The sequence below is a fragment of the Flagellimonas sp. ABD4_174 genome, assembly GCF_056160185.1.
Genome location: NZ_JBSWWP010000001.1, coordinates 2,229,212 through 2,244,234 on the forward strand (window position 1 = coordinate 2,229,212; position 15,023 = coordinate 2,244,234).

Annotated in this window: 12 protein-coding genes; 7 read left to right on the forward strand and 5 right to left on the reverse strand. The window is 40.6% G+C overall.

Annotated features, from left to right (window positions below):
- Positions 1 to 4 precede the first annotated feature (4 nt).
- Positions 5 to 2,143 carry a S9 family peptidase gene (locus ACXAFK_RS09905; protein WP_474957640.1) on the reverse strand — a complete coding sequence of 713 codons (2,139 nt, stop codon included), beginning with the start codon at positions 2,141 to 2,143 and terminating at the stop codon, positions 5 to 7.
- A 103-nt stretch (positions 2,144 to 2,246) separates the two neighbouring features.
- Between ACXAFK_RS09905 and ACXAFK_RS09910 the strand changes: the two genes are divergently transcribed.
- Positions 2,247 to 2,573: a YbaB/EbfC family nucleoid-associated protein gene (locus ACXAFK_RS09910; RefSeq protein WP_293295321.1), complete on the forward strand. Its 327-nt coding sequence runs from the start codon at positions 2,247 to 2,249 to the stop codon at positions 2,571 to 2,573.
- Positions 2,574 to 2,880: 307 nt separating this feature from the next.
- Here ACXAFK_RS09910 and ACXAFK_RS09915 read toward each other — a convergent pair whose 3' ends face one another.
- Positions 2,881 to 3,906, reverse strand: a complete 1,026-nt coding sequence (locus ACXAFK_RS09915; RefSeq protein WP_474957641.1) for a threonine aldolase family protein — start codon at positions 3,904 to 3,906, stop codon at positions 2,881 to 2,883.
- Between the two features lie 8 nt (positions 3,907 to 3,914).
- Positions 3,915 to 6,317 (reverse strand): zinc-dependent metalloprotease, encoded by a 2,403-nt coding sequence (locus ACXAFK_RS09920; RefSeq protein ID WP_474957642.1) that lies wholly within the window; start codon positions 6,315 to 6,317, stop codon positions 3,915 to 3,917.
- Positions 6,318 to 6,529: 212 nt separating this feature from the next.
- On the opposite strand from ACXAFK_RS09920, the gene prfB reads away from it, so the two are divergent.
- The 4 genes from prfB to ACXAFK_RS09940 all read left to right on the forward strand — a co-directional run bounded on the left by prfB (position 6,530) and on the right by ACXAFK_RS09940 (position 11,145).
- Positions 6,530 to 7,625, forward strand: a protein-coding gene (prfB, locus tag ACXAFK_RS09925; RefSeq protein ID WP_474957643.1) for a peptide chain release factor 2 whose coding sequence is annotated in 2 segments (ribosomal slippage) — positions 6,530 to 6,592 and positions 6,594 to 7,625 — 1,095 coding nt in all. Because the reading frame shifts where the segments join, the coding sequence is not laid out codon by codon here.
- 35 nt (positions 7,626 to 7,660) lie between these two features.
- A complete protein-coding gene (gene arsC / locus ACXAFK_RS09930) occupies positions 7,661 to 8,002 on the forward strand; it encodes an arsenate reductase (glutaredoxin) (protein WP_474957644.1) in 342 nt (113 codons plus the stop codon).
- 69 nt (positions 8,003 to 8,071) lie between these two features.
- Positions 8,072 to 8,554, forward strand: a complete 483-nt coding sequence (locus ACXAFK_RS09935; RefSeq protein ID WP_252079655.1) for a hypothetical protein — start codon at positions 8,072 to 8,074, stop codon at positions 8,552 to 8,554.
- 101 nt (positions 8,555 to 8,655) lie between these two features.
- Positions 8,656 to 11,145: a TonB-dependent receptor gene (locus tag ACXAFK_RS09940; RefSeq protein WP_474957645.1), complete on the forward strand. Its 2,490-nt coding sequence runs from the start codon at positions 8,656 to 8,658 to the stop codon at positions 11,143 to 11,145.
- 182 nt (positions 11,146 to 11,327) lie between these two features.
- On the opposite strand, the gene ACXAFK_RS09945 is transcribed toward ACXAFK_RS09940, so the two are convergent.
- Entirely contained in the window at positions 11,328 to 11,501 is a 174-nt protein-coding gene (locus ACXAFK_RS09945) for a hypothetical protein (protein WP_224837301.1), read from the reverse strand.
- Positions 11,502 to 11,639: 138 nt separating this feature from the next.
- Here ACXAFK_RS09945 and fumC point away from each other — a divergent pair, with 138 nt between their 5' ends.
- The gene (fumC, locus tag ACXAFK_RS09950) at positions 11,640 to 13,037 is read left to right on the forward strand and encodes a class II fumarate hydratase (protein WP_474957646.1); all 1,398 of its coding nucleotides are present in this window, start codon (positions 11,640 to 11,642) and stop codon (positions 13,035 to 13,037) included.
- Between the two features lie 83 nt (positions 13,038 to 13,120).
- On the opposite strand, the gene ACXAFK_RS09955 is transcribed toward fumC, so the two are convergent.
- On the reverse strand, positions 13,121 to 14,011 hold the full coding sequence (locus tag ACXAFK_RS09955) for a hypothetical protein (protein ID WP_224837299.1): 891 nt from the start codon (positions 14,009 to 14,011) through the stop codon (positions 13,121 to 13,123).
- Between the two features lie 167 nt (positions 14,012 to 14,178).
- Here ACXAFK_RS09955 and ACXAFK_RS09960 point away from each other — a divergent pair, with 167 nt between their 5' ends.
- Entirely contained in the window at positions 14,179 to 14,973 is a 795-nt protein-coding gene (locus tag ACXAFK_RS09960) for an MBL fold metallo-hydrolase (protein ID WP_474957647.1), read from the forward strand.
- Positions 14,974 to 15,023: the final 50 nt, after the last annotated feature.

Consider the following 15,023-nt stretch of genomic DNA (forward strand, 5'->3'; position numbering starts at 1 on the left):
ATTTTTAATGGGCTTTTCCTTCGAGGTCCAAAATAAAGGCATATTCCTTTGCGGTTTCCTTTAATGCTTCAAATCTGCCCGATGCCCCACCATGGCCGGCATCCATGTTCGTATCCAAAAACAAGAGGTTTTCCCCGGTTTTGTATTCCCTTAACTTGGCTACCCATTTGGCAGGCTCCCAGTATTGAACTTGAGAGTCGTGCAGTCCTGTGGACACATACATATGTGGGTATTCCTTGGCCTCAACATTATCATACGGCGAGTATGATTTTATGTAATCGTAATACGCCTTGTCATTAGGATTTCCCCATTCGTCATATTCGCCGGTGGTCAACGGAATGGTATCGTCCAACATTGTGGTTACCACATCTACGAAAGGTACTGCAGCAATTACGCCGTGGTACAGTTCTGGTTCCATATTTATGATGGCCCCCATTAAGAGTCCGCCAGCGGAACCACCCATGGCATACAAATGTTCGGAGCTAGTATATTTCTTCTCGATCAAGTGGTTGGAAACATCTATAAAATCCGTGAAGGTGTTCTTTTTATTGAATAATTTGCCATCTTCGTACCAAGGTCTTCCTAAATATTCACCACCTCTAATGTGTGCAATCGCATAAATAAACCCTCTATCCAATAAACTCAATCGTATGGATGAAAAATAAGGGTCCATCGTTGCTCCGTAAGAACCATAACCGTATTGCAACAAAGGACTTGTGCCGTCCAGTGGGGTATTTTTATGGTATATTATGGAAACAGGCACTTTTTTGCCGTCCCTCGCCGTGGCCCATATACGTTCGGTCCTATAATTATTTTTATCGAACTTGCCTCCAAGGACCTCTTGTTGCTTTTGAACCGTTTTGGTCTTGGTTTCCATGTCAAAATCGATGATGGCATAAGGTTCACCCATTTCGTTATAATAATAACGAAGTATTTTTGTGTCAAAATCCAAGTTCACAGATGGTCCCGCTACATAAGTCTCGCTATCAAAAGGCAAATAATAACTAAGGGAACCATCCCATTTGGCAATCTTCATCTGATTGAGACCGTTGTTTCTTTCGGTAACCACGTAATAATCCCTGAAAATTTCCACATCTTCGAGCAGTACATCTTCTTGGTGCGGAATAAACTCTTCCCAATGTTCGGATGCAGTGTTGTTTTCGTTGGTTTTCATCAACTTAAAGTTAGTTGCACCATCCTTATTGGTAAGTATATAAAAGTTACCTTCAAAATGGGATATGGAATACTCCACACCTTTTTCCCGCTCAGAAAAGATTTTAAAATCGCCTTCGGGATCATCGGCATTTAAAAAGCGATATTCCGAAGTAAGGGTGCTACTGGATCCGATTACAATATATTTTCTGGTCTTTGTTTTATAAACAAAGGTGTTGTAAGTGTCGTCTTCTTCATGAAAAACCAATTCATCCTGGTCGGCAGATGTGCCCAATACATGCTTATATATTTTATCGGAACGAAGGGTGACAGGGTCTTTTTTAGTGTAGAACAAAGTTTTGTTGTCGTTGGCCCATACTGCGCTGCCCGTTGTATTTTCGATAACATCCGGGTATATTTCACCTGTTTTTAGGTTTTTTATCTGGATATTGTACTGTCTTCTGGAAATAGTGTCGGTTCCAAATGATGCCATGGTATTGTCCGGGCTTATGGAAACACCTCTCAAATTAAAATAATCGTGCCCTTCTGCCATTACGTTACAATCGAACAACAGTTCTTCCGTTGCTTCCAGCGTTTCTTTTTTTCTGGAATAAATCGGGTACTCCTTTCCTTCTTCGTATCGGGTTATGTACCAATATCCGTCGAGTTTGTAGGGTACGGAAGAATCATCTTCCTTGATCCTTCCCTTCATTTCTTCAAAAAGTTCTTCTTGGAACGCTTTGGTGTGGGCCGTCATTTTTTGGAAATAATCGTTCTCGGCATTTAAATAATCGAGAACCTGTTGATCTTCCCTATTGTTCATCCAATAATAATCATCAATTCTAACATCACCGTGCTTTTCTAGCTTGGTTGGATGTTTTGGTGCCACCGGCGGAGCTGTACTCATGGATTGTTCTTTGTTGTTTTTACAAGCGGGGGCAAAAATAAGGCATAAAAGCAGAATAGAAATTCTTAAAATGGATTGTTTCATTTGTTAGTGTTTTGACCAATTTACTACTTTTGAACTTAGTTTAAACAATTATAGATAGAATGCTTGTTCGGACAGCGGTCCTGCAAGCCCTAAAATTAAAGTTATGTTTGGAGATTTAATGGGAATGATGGGTAAATTAAAAGAAACCCAAAAGAAAGTTGAAGCCACCAAGGAAAGATTGAACTCCGTTATGGTAGATGAAGCATCCTCGGACGGACTCCTTAAAGTAACGTTAACCGCCAATCGTGAAATAAAATCCATCTCCATTGATGACTCTTTGTTGGAAGATAAAGATCAATTGGAAGATTATTTGGTACTTACCCTAAACAAGGCCATTGAGAAAGCCTCCAAAATAAATGAAGCCGAATTGGCCGCTGTAGCCAAGGAGGGTATGCCCAACATTCCGGGAATGGATGCTTTTATGAAGTAGTCTTGGTTTGATGTAAGTATTGAAACGCTAAACTTTAGAATTCGATTGTCCGTTCAAGTGCAAAGCGTATCGCGAACAGGGTTGGATAATTGGATTTTGTTTAGATTAAAGGTCTAAAGATAAAAAAGTATAAGGTCGAATAGTATAGTGTTCTTGCACTTATACATTTTATCTTCGAGAAAATTCGTTCCATTGGTGTAAACCCCATGAATTTTGGAGTTTTAGACACCTTTGCACTTTTAATGTTAGACCGAATACAATCAATTGCTTTTCACGCTTCTCCTTCGCCCTCGAAATGATCACCCTGTTACCCTATACTTTTTAAAACCTTTAAAAAGTGTTGGTGCATCGTATCGGTGTAATCCAAATGGGTGACTATACGCAGTTTTCCCTGTCCCATTCCAATTATGGAAACCTTATTTTCGGCCAATCGTTCCAGAAATTCTTCGGACGACATGCTTTGCTCATCAATTTCAAAAATTATGATATTGGTCTCGATAGGTTCCACCTTTTTGATAAAATCGAGAGATGTGAGCACCTTCCCGATCTCTTCAGCTTTTTTGTGGTCTTCCACCAATCTATCCACATTATTTTCCAGCGCGTAGATAGCCGCTGCCGCTAAATAACCGGATTGGCGCATTCCTCCGCCAAAAATTTTGCGAATTCGAATCGCTTTGTCCATATCTTCTTGGCTACCGACCAAAACCGAACCTACGGGACACCCCATTCCCTTACTGAAACAAACGCTAATGGTATCGAATAACTTACCGTAGGCTTTTGGATCTTCTCCCTTTTTTACCAAGGCGTTCCAAAGTCTCGCACCATCTAAATGATATTTTAGACCATGATTATTGCAGACTTCTCGGATTTTACGTAGTTCTTCGAAATCCCAACAAGCCCCGCCACCTTTGTTCGTTGTATTTTCTATACTTACCAATGTGGTCAATGGACTATGGTAAAAATCCGGTGGGTTGATGGATTCCTCGACTTGTTCCGCCTTCATCATTCCCCTATGCCCATTTACCAATCTACAGGAAACCCCACTGTTAAAACTCACACCACCTCCTTCATAATTAAATATGTGGGAGTACTTATCACAGATCAATTGATCTCCTGGATTGGTATGGATTTTAATTGCAGTCTGATTTGTCATGGTACCACTTGGAAAAAACAGTGCCGCCTCCATACCAAAAAAATCCGCGACCTTGGCTTCCAACTCATTCACAGTAGGGTCGTTCTTGAACACATCGTCCCCAACTTTGGCTTTCATCATGGCCTCCAACATTGCTGCCGAAGGCTTAGTGACCGTGTCACTTATTAAGTTTATCTCCATAAATAAAATTAGTCCATACAATCCATGCCAATAGGCGAACCATCAGGGATTTTAGAAACTGGGATCAGTTTAAAATCGGATGGTTTTTTGGTAAAGGCATCTATTCTTTTTACCATTTCGGTTGATATTGCATTTTTACCATTGCTCAACAACTGTGTTTTTAGTTCACTTAAAGTTTGGTTGGCAATCGCATTTACCTGTGGGTGAACTTGGTCGTGAGCCGCAAGGTTCATGATATGGTAGAGCACCCTGAAATTTATAGTGTTCTGCACTTCTTGATGGTAGGCGTCTCGATGTGATAGATCAAAAGTGCCTTGAATTGTTTTTTGCAACACATCTTTTAACCCCATCTGTCCTTTATCCATGCTTTTTTGCTGAATAAGTCGAGAGGCCCGTTCTGGGTGCAATAATAATTCCAGGGTCATATCTGCGGCCGTTTCCGATGCGGACAATGCATCAAAACTAACCCCTGTTCTTCCTTTAAAGGATTCCCTGGAACGGTTAAATCCGATGGCGCGAGGAGGAAATAGGTTCAATTTGTCCTTAGGGATTGCAATTACTTCGGCATCCAGGGTTTTTAGAATGGATTCCATAGCTGTTTTTTGCTCAGCTTGACCAATTGGCTTCACTGGAAACTGCCCACCATTTTTTACGGCATAATTATAATCCAAGCCGCCAATTACCTTGGATACTGCTTCGGTTTGGTACCGATGGAAAAAATAAAGGGGTACAAAAACATCTTCCAAAACGGAATATGCTTCCCCGTTTCGGATATTGTCGATAGAAAAATTATGTATGGCCGTCTCCCTTATTTTCAGCATTTCCTCCAATTCGCTACTTGCACTTTTACCGTTGTCCCACAAGTGGGCCAATGCGTGCGCACCTCCTTTTGGCCTTGCATCTTGATCGGAGATATAGCGCAATCCATCGTCCTGGGCTTTTTTTAATATGGCATTGAGCGCGGCAGTCTCGTCTGTTCCTTCGGGAAAATCTGAATACGCATAGGCTACGGTTACCTTGTCCCACTCTCCTATTCCTGTATCGTATGCGTTCTTAAAACTAATCTTATCGCCTTCCAATTCAAATTGTGGGTGTGGATAATCCATAACAGAAGCCCTATTGTTGGTGCTTGCCGCAAAATTATGCGCAAACCCGAGTGTGTGTCCTATTTCGTGTGCGGAGAGTTGTCGGATTCTGGCAAGTGCCAATTCCAGCATTTCTTTATGGTTATCATCTCTTTCGGCAAATGGTTTGTCCATTAAAGCTTGTGTTATCATAAAATCCTGACGAATTCTTAAACTGCCCAGACTAACATGTCCTTTTAATATTTCCCCTGTTCTGGGATCAACAACACTTGCCCCGTAGCTCCAACCCCTCGTCGATCGGTGTACCCATTGTACTACATTGTAACGCACATCCAATGGATCGGCGTCATCCGGCAGAATTTTCATTTGGAATGCATTTTTATAGCCTGCCGCCTCAAAGGCTTGATTCCACCATTTGCCACCATCCAACAAAGCTGATCTAATGGGTTCCGGTGTCCCATTGTCCAAATAATAAATTATTGGTTCAACGGGTTCACTTATAGCTGCGTTAGGATCTTTTTTTTCCAATCGATGTCTTCGGATAAAGCGCTTTACCAAAGATTCTTGAACCGGAGTGGCATAATCATAATAGGTAAATGGGTAGCCACCACTTCGAGGGTCGTACAGCCTTTTTTCAAATGTATCATCAGGTAATTCTATTAATGAATGATGTTGTGCCACTGTGACCAAGCTTGGTGTAGGTGTAACTGAACGAATCCAGGCACCTTGTGGATCTCCCTTAAAGGTAAGGGTTACATCAAACTCTACATTTTTTGGAAAAGCCTTGGTACGCTCCAATGCGAATGCGCTTTTACTTTTATCCAAACTGTAAGAGCCTTGCTTAGATCTTTTTAGACGATTGGAAACTCCATGTGCGTCGCGCACCAGAAAATCGGTAAAATCTATAAGATAACTGCCGCTCGCCTCTTCTACCACATCAAAACCATGCAGAATTGACTTGGCAAAGGCTTGCTCCACAGACTTTCTCTCGAGCTCATTTTCCGTAATGGCCCTAAAAGTTTGGTTGGGCTGCACAAGTAGCAACTTGTTCCCTGCCTTTTTAAAATAGACCACCTGTTCGTTGCCCAATTGCCCGCGATCTAGACCAATATCGTTGCTTCCTATTCCACTGCTCAAAGAGTAGACGTACAAAAACTCTTTTTCCAACTCATCGACTTGGACGTAAATCTTATCGTTGGAGTCATCGTAATAAAAATTAAAATAGCCGTTAAACTTTTGAAAGTCCTTAACCTTCTCGAACGTTTGTGCCCCCATGGTAAAGCCCACAAACAACAATAGGGCCATGAGCTTAGTTGAGTTCTTCATAATTTGGTTGAATTAGTTGCCTTAAAAATATGCAAATCATTTTTAAAAAACAGTTTGCACTGTCTTATTCTATCCCAATAAATTGAAAAATCAACTTCCGTTTTACTTTAATATATGAGCTCGGACACAATAACACAAGTTGTTTGATAGAATTCCATTTATAATAAGGTCATGTGAGGAAAGAAACTTATTTTTACCCCAAAATATATTACATGGTAACCACAGATCAACAGAAAGATCTTATTGAGCGCCTTGGTGCGTTAAGGAGGTATCTTTGACATCGATGCCAAACTTATCGAAATAGAGAACGAAGAGGAAAAAACCCTTGCTCCAGGTTTTTGGGACAATCCGCAAGAAGCCCAAAAACAAATGCAGTCCATCAAATCCAAAAAGAAATGGGTAGAAGACTTCGAAGAGGCCAAAACATTGGTCGGTGATCTTGAGGTGTTTATTGAATTTCAGCAGGCCGGAGAAGTTACCGAAGAAGAGGTAAACAAGCAGTTCGAAAAAGCACAATTGTCCATTGAAAAATTGGAATTTAGAAATATGCTTTCGGATGAGGGCGATGAGCTTACCGCAGTGCTACAGATTACCGCGGGCGCTGGTGGGACCGAAAGCTGTGATTGGGCTTCTATGCTCATGCGCATGTACCTTATGTGGGCCGAAAAGAACGGCTACAAGGTAAAAGAACTCAATTACCAAGAAGGTGATGTTGCAGGAATTAAAACGGTTACCCTGGAAATAGAGGGTGAATATGCCTTTGGTTGGTTAAAAGGTGAGAACGGCGTACACCGTTTGGTCCGCATTTCCCCTTTCGACAGCAATGCCAAAAGGCACACCTCCTTCGCTTCTGTTTATGTGTACCCCTTGGTGGACGACAGCATTGAGATAGAGGTAAATCCTTCGGACATTGAAATAACCACAGCACGATCTAGTGGTGCAGGTGGACAAAATGTAAACAAGGTAGAAACCAAAGTTCAATTGGTTCACAAACCAACTGGAATCCAAATTTCCTGTTCCGATTCTCGATCGCAGCACGATAACAGGGCTACGGCCATGAAAATGTTGAAATCGCAACTTTACGAAATCGAACTTCGTAAAAAGCAGGAAGCGCGCGCAGAAATCGAGTCTTCAAAAATGAAGATCGAATGGGGATCGCAAATCCGAAATTATGTAATGCACCCCTATAAATTGGTGAAGGACGTTCGAACGGCCGAAGAAACCGGAAATGTAGATGCCGTTATGGATGGGGAAATCGATGCATTTTTAAAGGCCTATTTAATGATGATGGGACAAAAAGAAGAATAATCGGTCGGCAGCAATTAGTTTAAACATATTGAAATATGATCAAAATTTATCATAATCCACGGTGTAGAAAATCCAGGGAAGGATTGGCCATTTTGGAAAAGTCGGGGAAAGACTTTGAAGTCATCAAATATTTAGATGATGTTCTCAGCAAGGAAGAACTAACAGCCCTGATTTCATATTTGGGCATTGCACCGATAGACCTTGTTAGAAAAAATGAGTCCATTTGGAAAGAGAACTTTAGGGGGCGGAACTTAACGGATGATGAAGTTATCTCCGCGATGGCAAACTACCCTAAATTAATTGAAAGACCCATTGTGGTCGATGGGAAAAAAGCTGTGGTCGGCAGACCTCCCGAGAACATATCAAAGCTGTTATAAGCTTGATTTCCAACATGATTTAACAGGGTAGATCCAAACAAAGAAAACCTAAAATACTATCTTTACCCCATGAAAAGTACCCATTCACTATTTATTGCGACCTTGTTGGTCGGCATGTTCGCCATAAACGATATCAGCGCACAATATGGATATGGCTCCCCATATGGCAACCGTTTTGGCAGAAGAATGAGCTCTGTACCCCAAGCCGGTCCAACAACCCCGCAAAAAGAGGAAACACCACTAACCGCCGAAGAAATTGTAGATGAGCAAATGCCATCCATATCGGAGGCCATTAATCTAGATCCATTTGAGCAAGCCGTGGTACGTACAGCTTTGATCCAGTCCGTGCAGCAACGAATAGAACTTCAGATTTTGGAACTGGAACCCCTTAAAATGAAAGAAGAGGTTGAAAAAATCCGTATACGCCAAGAGGCTGAATTAAAGGCCGGACTTCCCGAGGATAAATACGACGCCTTTATGGAACTTCAAGAAAACAGATTCAAGCCAAAAAAGAAAAAGAAGAAGAAAAAGAATAAGAAGGGCAAGAATTAACAATTCGTTAAGGTCATTCGCAGGATCATTTACGTTGTTCGGGGATTAATATTTCGCATCCCTTGTTTTTTCTTTCACATTTGCAGCGTAAAAATCAAACTATGCAAAGGATACTTATCCCGTTGTTGCTATTTACCCTGTCTATCTTTCAAGGCGCAGCACAACAAAACCAAAAGCCTATCACAATAACCGGAAAAGTTATTGATTCCGATTCCGGACAACCCCTGGAATATGCCACCTTCGTATTGCAAAATGCGGATAATCCGGAGCAAGTTACCGGTGGAATAACGGACCTCTCGGGTAATTTTGAGGTCGAAGCCACCCCGGGCACCTACAACATAAGCGTGGAATACATCTCCTATAAATCCTATTCTTTAAAAGGACAAACCTATAACTCGTCCATTAATTTGGGTTCCATATCATTATCCCCGGATGTGGCACAACTTGCGGAAGTAGAAGTGGTCGGCGAAAAAACCACTGTAGAAGTACGGTTGGACAAAAAAGTCTATAATATAGGAAAAGACATTACCACGAGTGGTGGTAACGTTAGCGATGCCTTGGGCAACATTCCATCGGTTTCTGTAGATGTAGAAGGAGCCATTAGCTTACGTGGCAATGATAATGTCCGAATTCTGATCAACGGAAAACCATCTGCATTGGCAGGATTTGGATCTACCGATATTTTACAACAATTACCTGCCGATGCCATTGAAAAGGTGGAAGTAATTACCAGTCCTTCGGCCCGATATGACGCAGAAGGTACGGCAGGTATTTTAAACATTGTACTAAAAAAGGAAAAGACCCTTGGGATCAACGGTTCCATCAATACAACCATTGGTGATCCTTTCAATGCCAGGGTTACATCCAACTTTAATATCAGAACAGAAAAGTTCAACATTTTCAACACAATCGGATATTTTCACCGTGAGTCACCGGGTGGTGGACTTTTTGATAACAGATACCTAACCGATGCCAGTGATTTTGACAGGATATTGGAGGATAGGGACATTAGCAGGAATGATGATGGTATTAGCGTTAACATCGGAATGGAATACTTTCTTACCGAAAAATCATCCATTACCGGTAGCTTCTTTTACAGATGGTCGGATGAAAACGATTTGACCGAGAATGACAACCAACGTTTTAACGATGGTACGCTTGAGAGCAGAACCTTTAGAAGTGAAGATCAAAAGGAGAACGACAACAGTTATCAATTCTCTTTCAATTATACCAATAAGTTCAATGATGATGGGCATGAATTAACTGCCGATTTTCAATATTCTTATGATGATGAGGATGTTTTGACCCAGATATTGGAATCGAATACAGTACCGAACACGGATTTATTGGCAAGTGAAAATATATATGAAATAGAGACCCAAGACGATATTTTGGCTCAGATAGATTATGTTTTGCCCATGGGCGATGCACAATTCGAAGCTGGGTACCGAGGTACTTTCGAAAAACAAGTCAGCGATTATCAATTGGATACCTTAAACCAAGGCACCGGTCAGTTTGAAATGAACGAGGATCTTACCAATGTTTTCACCTACCACGAAAACGTAAATGCGCTATACACCCAATATGGCAACAAATATGGAAAGTTATCTGTTCTTTTAGGACTGCGATTGGAAAACACGGAACTAAGGGGCAATGTAGATTCCAGTGTGGACATTGATGGTTTACAGGAAATTGTGGGGGAAGATGTTGATTTAAATTTTGATAAAAACTATTTGGGGCTTTTCCCTACCGTGAACTTGATCTACGAACTATCCAAAACGGAAAATATTTCCTTGGGGTACAACCGAAGGATAAACAGACCAAGGGGATGGTTCATCAATCCATTTCCATCAAGATCCAGTAGAACCAATGTTTTTCAAGGTAATCCAGATTTAGATCCGGCATTCGCAAACGCATTTGATCTTGGTTACTTAAAAAGATGGAAAAAATTGACCCTCACTTCCTCCGTTTACTACCAAAAAGAAACAAATTCGTTTGAACGAATCCAAGAAGAAACGGGGCAGCTAACCTCCGATGGTATACAGATCATTCGTTCGGTTCCCATTAATCTATCCACGAACGAGCGTATTGGTGCGGAAGCTGGCGTTATATATAGCCCATTTAAATGGTGGCGCCTGAACGGTAGTGTAAACTTCTTTACGTTTAGTTCTGAAGGACAGTTCAATGGTGTTGAGTATGGAACGGACAATTCCAGCTGGTTTGCCAGGTTCAGTTCTAAATTTACTTTACCTGCCAAAATCGATCTTCAGGCCAACTCGTTTTACATGGGCCCAAGACAAAATGCACAAACAGATAGCAAAGCTATGTTCTCTTTAAACTTAGCATTGAGCAAAGATATTTTAAAGGACAATGCAACAGTATCTTTAAATGTGAGCGACGTTTTTAATTCAAGAAAAAGGCAATCTTTTACCGAAACGCCTACTTTCACCTCAGATAGTGAGTTCCAATGGAGAAAACGACAAGTAAACTTATCTTTTATCTATCGTTTTAATCAACCAAAGGAACGCCAGCGCGGTCGGGACAGACAAAATGATGGTGGTGATGATGAGGAAGGCCAATTCCAGGGTTAAACCAACGTAGTTCCCCTATATACCTAATTAAAAAAGCAACCAATAAGGTTGCTTTTTTAGTTTCACTGAATTTGCCACAGGTTGATATGGACCAAAAAATTAGCCCTTACAATGTAGTAAAGGCTAATTATTAAATATGGGTAAAACAAAAAAGAAGCCGATACGGCTTCTCTTTGTTTATATTATTCTTCTAGTTGGGCTCTTTTAGCCTCTTTTCTTTCTTTGGCCATTTCCCTAAGGTTACCGATCAACCAGTAAGGAACAACAAAGGTCAATAAGAATATCATTAACCAAAAACCTATTGTCAAAATCGTTAGAAAAGCTAAAAAACCTAAATATTGGTCAAATTCGAACATCTTTACTGCTTTTGTTTTAACAAAGATACTTTCTTCTGATGAAAAAAAACAAATCGTACGAGAAAAAAGTGTAATTATTCCAATCAACTACCATATAAATCCCCTATATCCTACCTTTGTAGGACAAAATTTTTAACTATGAGTTTCAGGATTGAAAAAGACACCATGGGCGAGGTAAAAGTACCCGCCGATAAATATTGGGGCGCCCAAACCGAACGTTCCCGAAACAACTTTAAAATTGGTGCGCCTGCATCCATGCCCTTGGATGTGGTCTATGGTTTTGCCTACTTAAAAAAAGCTGCAGCTTACGCCAACCACGAACTAGGAGTGCTGAGCCAAGAAAAGAGAGATTTAATCGCGCAAGTATGCGATGAAATACTTGAAGGAAAGCATGATGACCAATTTCCCCTGGTAATTTGGCAAACAGGCTCTGGAACACAGAGCAACATGAACGTAAACGAAGTTATCGCCAACCGTGCACACGAAATTGCGGGTAAAAAAATCGGCGAAGGGGAAAAAACCATACAACCCAACGATGATGTAAACAAGAGCCAATCGTCCAACGATACTTTCCCAACTGGTATGCACATTGCAGCTTACAAAAAAATTGTGGATGTTACCATTCCAGGAGTTGAGCAATTGCGTGATACTTTACAAAAAAAGTCCGAAGAATTTAAAGATGTGGTAAAGATTGGTAGGACCCACTTAATGGACGCCACTCCCCTAACCTTGGGGCAAGAGTTTTCGGGTTATATTTCCCAACTGAACCATGGCTTAAAAGCATTAAAAAATACATTGGCCCACTTAAGCGAGCTTGCACTTGGCGGAACCGCAGTGGGAACAGGCCTAAATACACCAAAAGGATACGATGTCGTCGTGGCAAAATATATTGCCGAATTCACAGGTAAACCTTTTATAACTGCAGAAAATAAATTTGAAGCCTTGGCGGCACACGATGCCATTGTGGAAAGTCATGGCGCTCTAAAACAATTGGCAGTCTCTTTGAACAAGATTGCCAACGATATACGTATGATGGCCTCTGGTCCTCGTTCTGGAATTGGAGAAATTATAATTCCGGCCAACGAACCAGGTAGTTCCATTATGCCAGGAAAGGTAAACCCAACCCAGTGCGAGGCACTTACCATGGTCTGTGCCCAAGTAATGGGCAACGATGTTGCTATTAGCGTAGGTGGCACACAAGGACATTACGAACTTAACGTTTTTAAACCTGTAATGGCGGCCAACATTTTACAATCGGCACAATTGATCGGTGACGCTTGTGTTAGTTTTGATGTAAACTGTGCTGTTGGAATTGAACCTAACCATGAGGTGATCAAAACCCTGTTGAACAATTCTTTAATGTTGGTTACGGCTTTGAATACTAAAATTGGTTATTACAAGGCTGCTGAAATAGCCAACACGGCACATAAGAACGGTACAACTTTAAGAGAAGAGGCCATAAACCTTGGCTATGTTAGCCCGGAAGAGTACGATGAGTGGGTAAAACCGGAAGATATGGTCGGAAGTTTAAAATAGACCATTCGATTTTTTAGCATATAAAAAATGCCCGTCCAGAACAGGACGGGCATTTTTATTTATAATGGTGATAGTGTGTGTGCTTATTTCAACTCGAAGCTGGAAGTACCCAACAATTTCAATTTATTGTCGTACACATTTACCATGTAGTTTCCTTTTTGGAAATCACCACTTGGCTTGTTTATGTAATCACATACATCCAACGCATCGTTCTCATAATAGAAATTGGTTCCTTTGCTGTAAGTAAGAGAACTTCCTTCTTCGGTAGTTTTTGTTAGACCTTCGCCCAACACATTGCCCTGTGGACCAAGAACTTCGATATAAAATTCTCTGTCGCCAGCTTCAGCAATTACGTTGTCGGCAATGGTAAAGCAAACTTTGAATTTATCTGTAGCTCTAGCTCTAGAAGTAGATACCAATTTTCCGCTGTTTCTTTCTTTAATAGCGTCAACACTAATAGTGTTAAGGTTAAGTGCAGAACCTTTTTCAACAGCATCGGCCAATTGCGTGTTCTGGATAATCAATGAATCATTAAAAACAGTTTGTTGCTCCAACTCTGCAAAAGTGCTATCTCTTTGCATGGCCAACAAGCTATTGGATTGTGTCAAGGAATCCACTTGCTTCAACAATTGCTCTCTTTCTTTCTTAAGAACACTTACTTGTCTTCTGTAACGAGAAAGTGTGGCGATATCGGCTTTCATGCTACTTACGGAATCAATATATTTTGCGATATTGTCTCTTGCTGCAACCAACTCCTCGTTAGTGGCGTTGCTTTCCAAAATAGCTTTGTCGTACTCAGATTTCAAGTTGTTCAAATCTTCTACAACCAATTCTTTCTCTTGGGTAAGAGCTTCGGTGGTTTGTTTTTTATCTTGATAAAGACTTACGGTGTAAATAATAGTTCCCAAAAGAACTACACCCAACAAACCAGCAATTACTTTTAATCCGTTATTGTTATTTTTTGTTTCAGTCATAACTTTTTGTTTTAATTGATTCTTCGTTTAAGGTTTTTAATCAATCGCGTTCGGTTTATATACGCAGTGGATGTAACTTTGGATTATTTAGATGTAAATATTCTTGATAAATTATTCTGATTCTTCGTATTATCCCTTAATTTTAAAAGGATTTAAAAGATTGCATCATGAAAAAAAATATTGCGCTTACAACAACAATCTTGTTTTTGATTCTTACTGCTTGCAAGGGAAAAGCAGAAAAACAAGAAGAAACCACAGAAATAGAAACCACAATTAAAGCTGAAACCTACGCCCCGGCCAAAATAATACCCATTGAACATGCTACCGCTATTATTGAGTGGAACAATACAACTATTTATATAGATCCCGTTGGTGGTAAGGATGCTTTTAAAGGTCGGCAATCTCCCGATATAATTTTTATTACAGATATTCATGGTGACCATTTTAATGCGAACACGCTAAACGAGTTAAATCTTGAAGGTGTACAGATCATTGCCCCAGAGGCAGTTAAATCACAAATGGACCAAGCATTAGCATTAAAAACAGATACCATGGTCAACGGGGAAGTCAAAGAATTGGCCAACTTTTCCGTAGAAGCCATTCCCATGTACAATTTGCGGGAAGAGGCGAAGGATTTCCATATAAAAGGTAGAGGGAACGGATATTTGTTCACCTTTGGAGATGAACGTATTTACTTTTCAGGGGATACCGAGGATATTCCCGAAATGCGCGCACTAAACAATATAGACAAAGCCTTTGTTTGTATGAATCTCCCCTATACCATGACCGTGGAAAGTGCTGCGGATGCAGTGTTGGAATTTAAACCGAATCAGGTATATCCATATCATTATAGGGGCAGACCGGATGTTAGTGATGTTGAAAAGTTTAAAAACTTGGTAAACCAAGGCAATCCCGATATCGAAGTTGTCCAATTGGATTGGTATCCGAACGAAGCATATTAGTATTGTAAAATATAAAGCTGTTTTTAGCGTTAGTACATCAAACTATTAAC

What these genes read in the sequence shown, in the direction of transcription:
- ACXAFK_RS09940 (WP_474957645.1), top strand. Translation starts at nt 8,656, where the DNA reads ATGCAAAGGATACTTATCCCGTTGTTGCTATTTACCCTGTCTATCTTT.
- ACXAFK_RS09915 (WP_474957641.1), bottom strand. Translation starts at nt 3,906, where the DNA reads ATGGAGATAAACTTAATAAGTGACACGGTCACTAAGCCTTCGGCAGCA.
- ACXAFK_RS09960 (WP_474957647.1), top strand. Translation starts at nt 14,179, where the DNA reads ATGAAAAAAAATATTGCGCTTACAACAACAATCTTGTTTTTGATTCTT.
- ACXAFK_RS09905 (WP_474957640.1), bottom strand. Translation starts at nt 2,143, where the DNA reads ATGAAACAATCCATTTTAAGAATTTCTATTCTGCTTTTATGCCTTATT.
- ACXAFK_RS09955 (WP_224837299.1), bottom strand. Translation starts at nt 14,011, where the DNA reads ATGACTGAAACAAAAAATAACAATAACGGATTAAAAGTAATTGCTGGT.
- arsC (WP_474957644.1), top strand. Translation starts at nt 7,661, where the DNA reads ATGATCAAAATTTATCATAATCCACGGTGTAGAAAATCCAGGGAAGGA.
- ACXAFK_RS09920 (WP_474957642.1), bottom strand. Translation starts at nt 6,317, where the DNA reads ATGAAGAACTCAACTAAGCTCATGGCCCTATTGTTGTTTGTGGGCTTT.
- ACXAFK_RS09945 (WP_224837301.1), bottom strand. Translation starts at nt 11,501, where the DNA reads ATGTTCGAATTTGACCAATATTTAGGTTTTTTAGCTTTTCTAACGATT.
- ACXAFK_RS09910 (WP_293295321.1), top strand. Translation starts at nt 2,247, where the DNA reads ATGTTTGGAGATTTAATGGGAATGATGGGTAAATTAAAAGAAACCCAA.
- ACXAFK_RS09935 (WP_252079655.1), top strand. Translation starts at nt 8,072, where the DNA reads ATGAAAAGTACCCATTCACTATTTATTGCGACCTTGTTGGTCGGCATG.
- fumC (WP_474957646.1), top strand. Translation starts at nt 11,640, where the DNA reads ATGAGTTTCAGGATTGAAAAAGACACCATGGGCGAGGTAAAAGTACCC.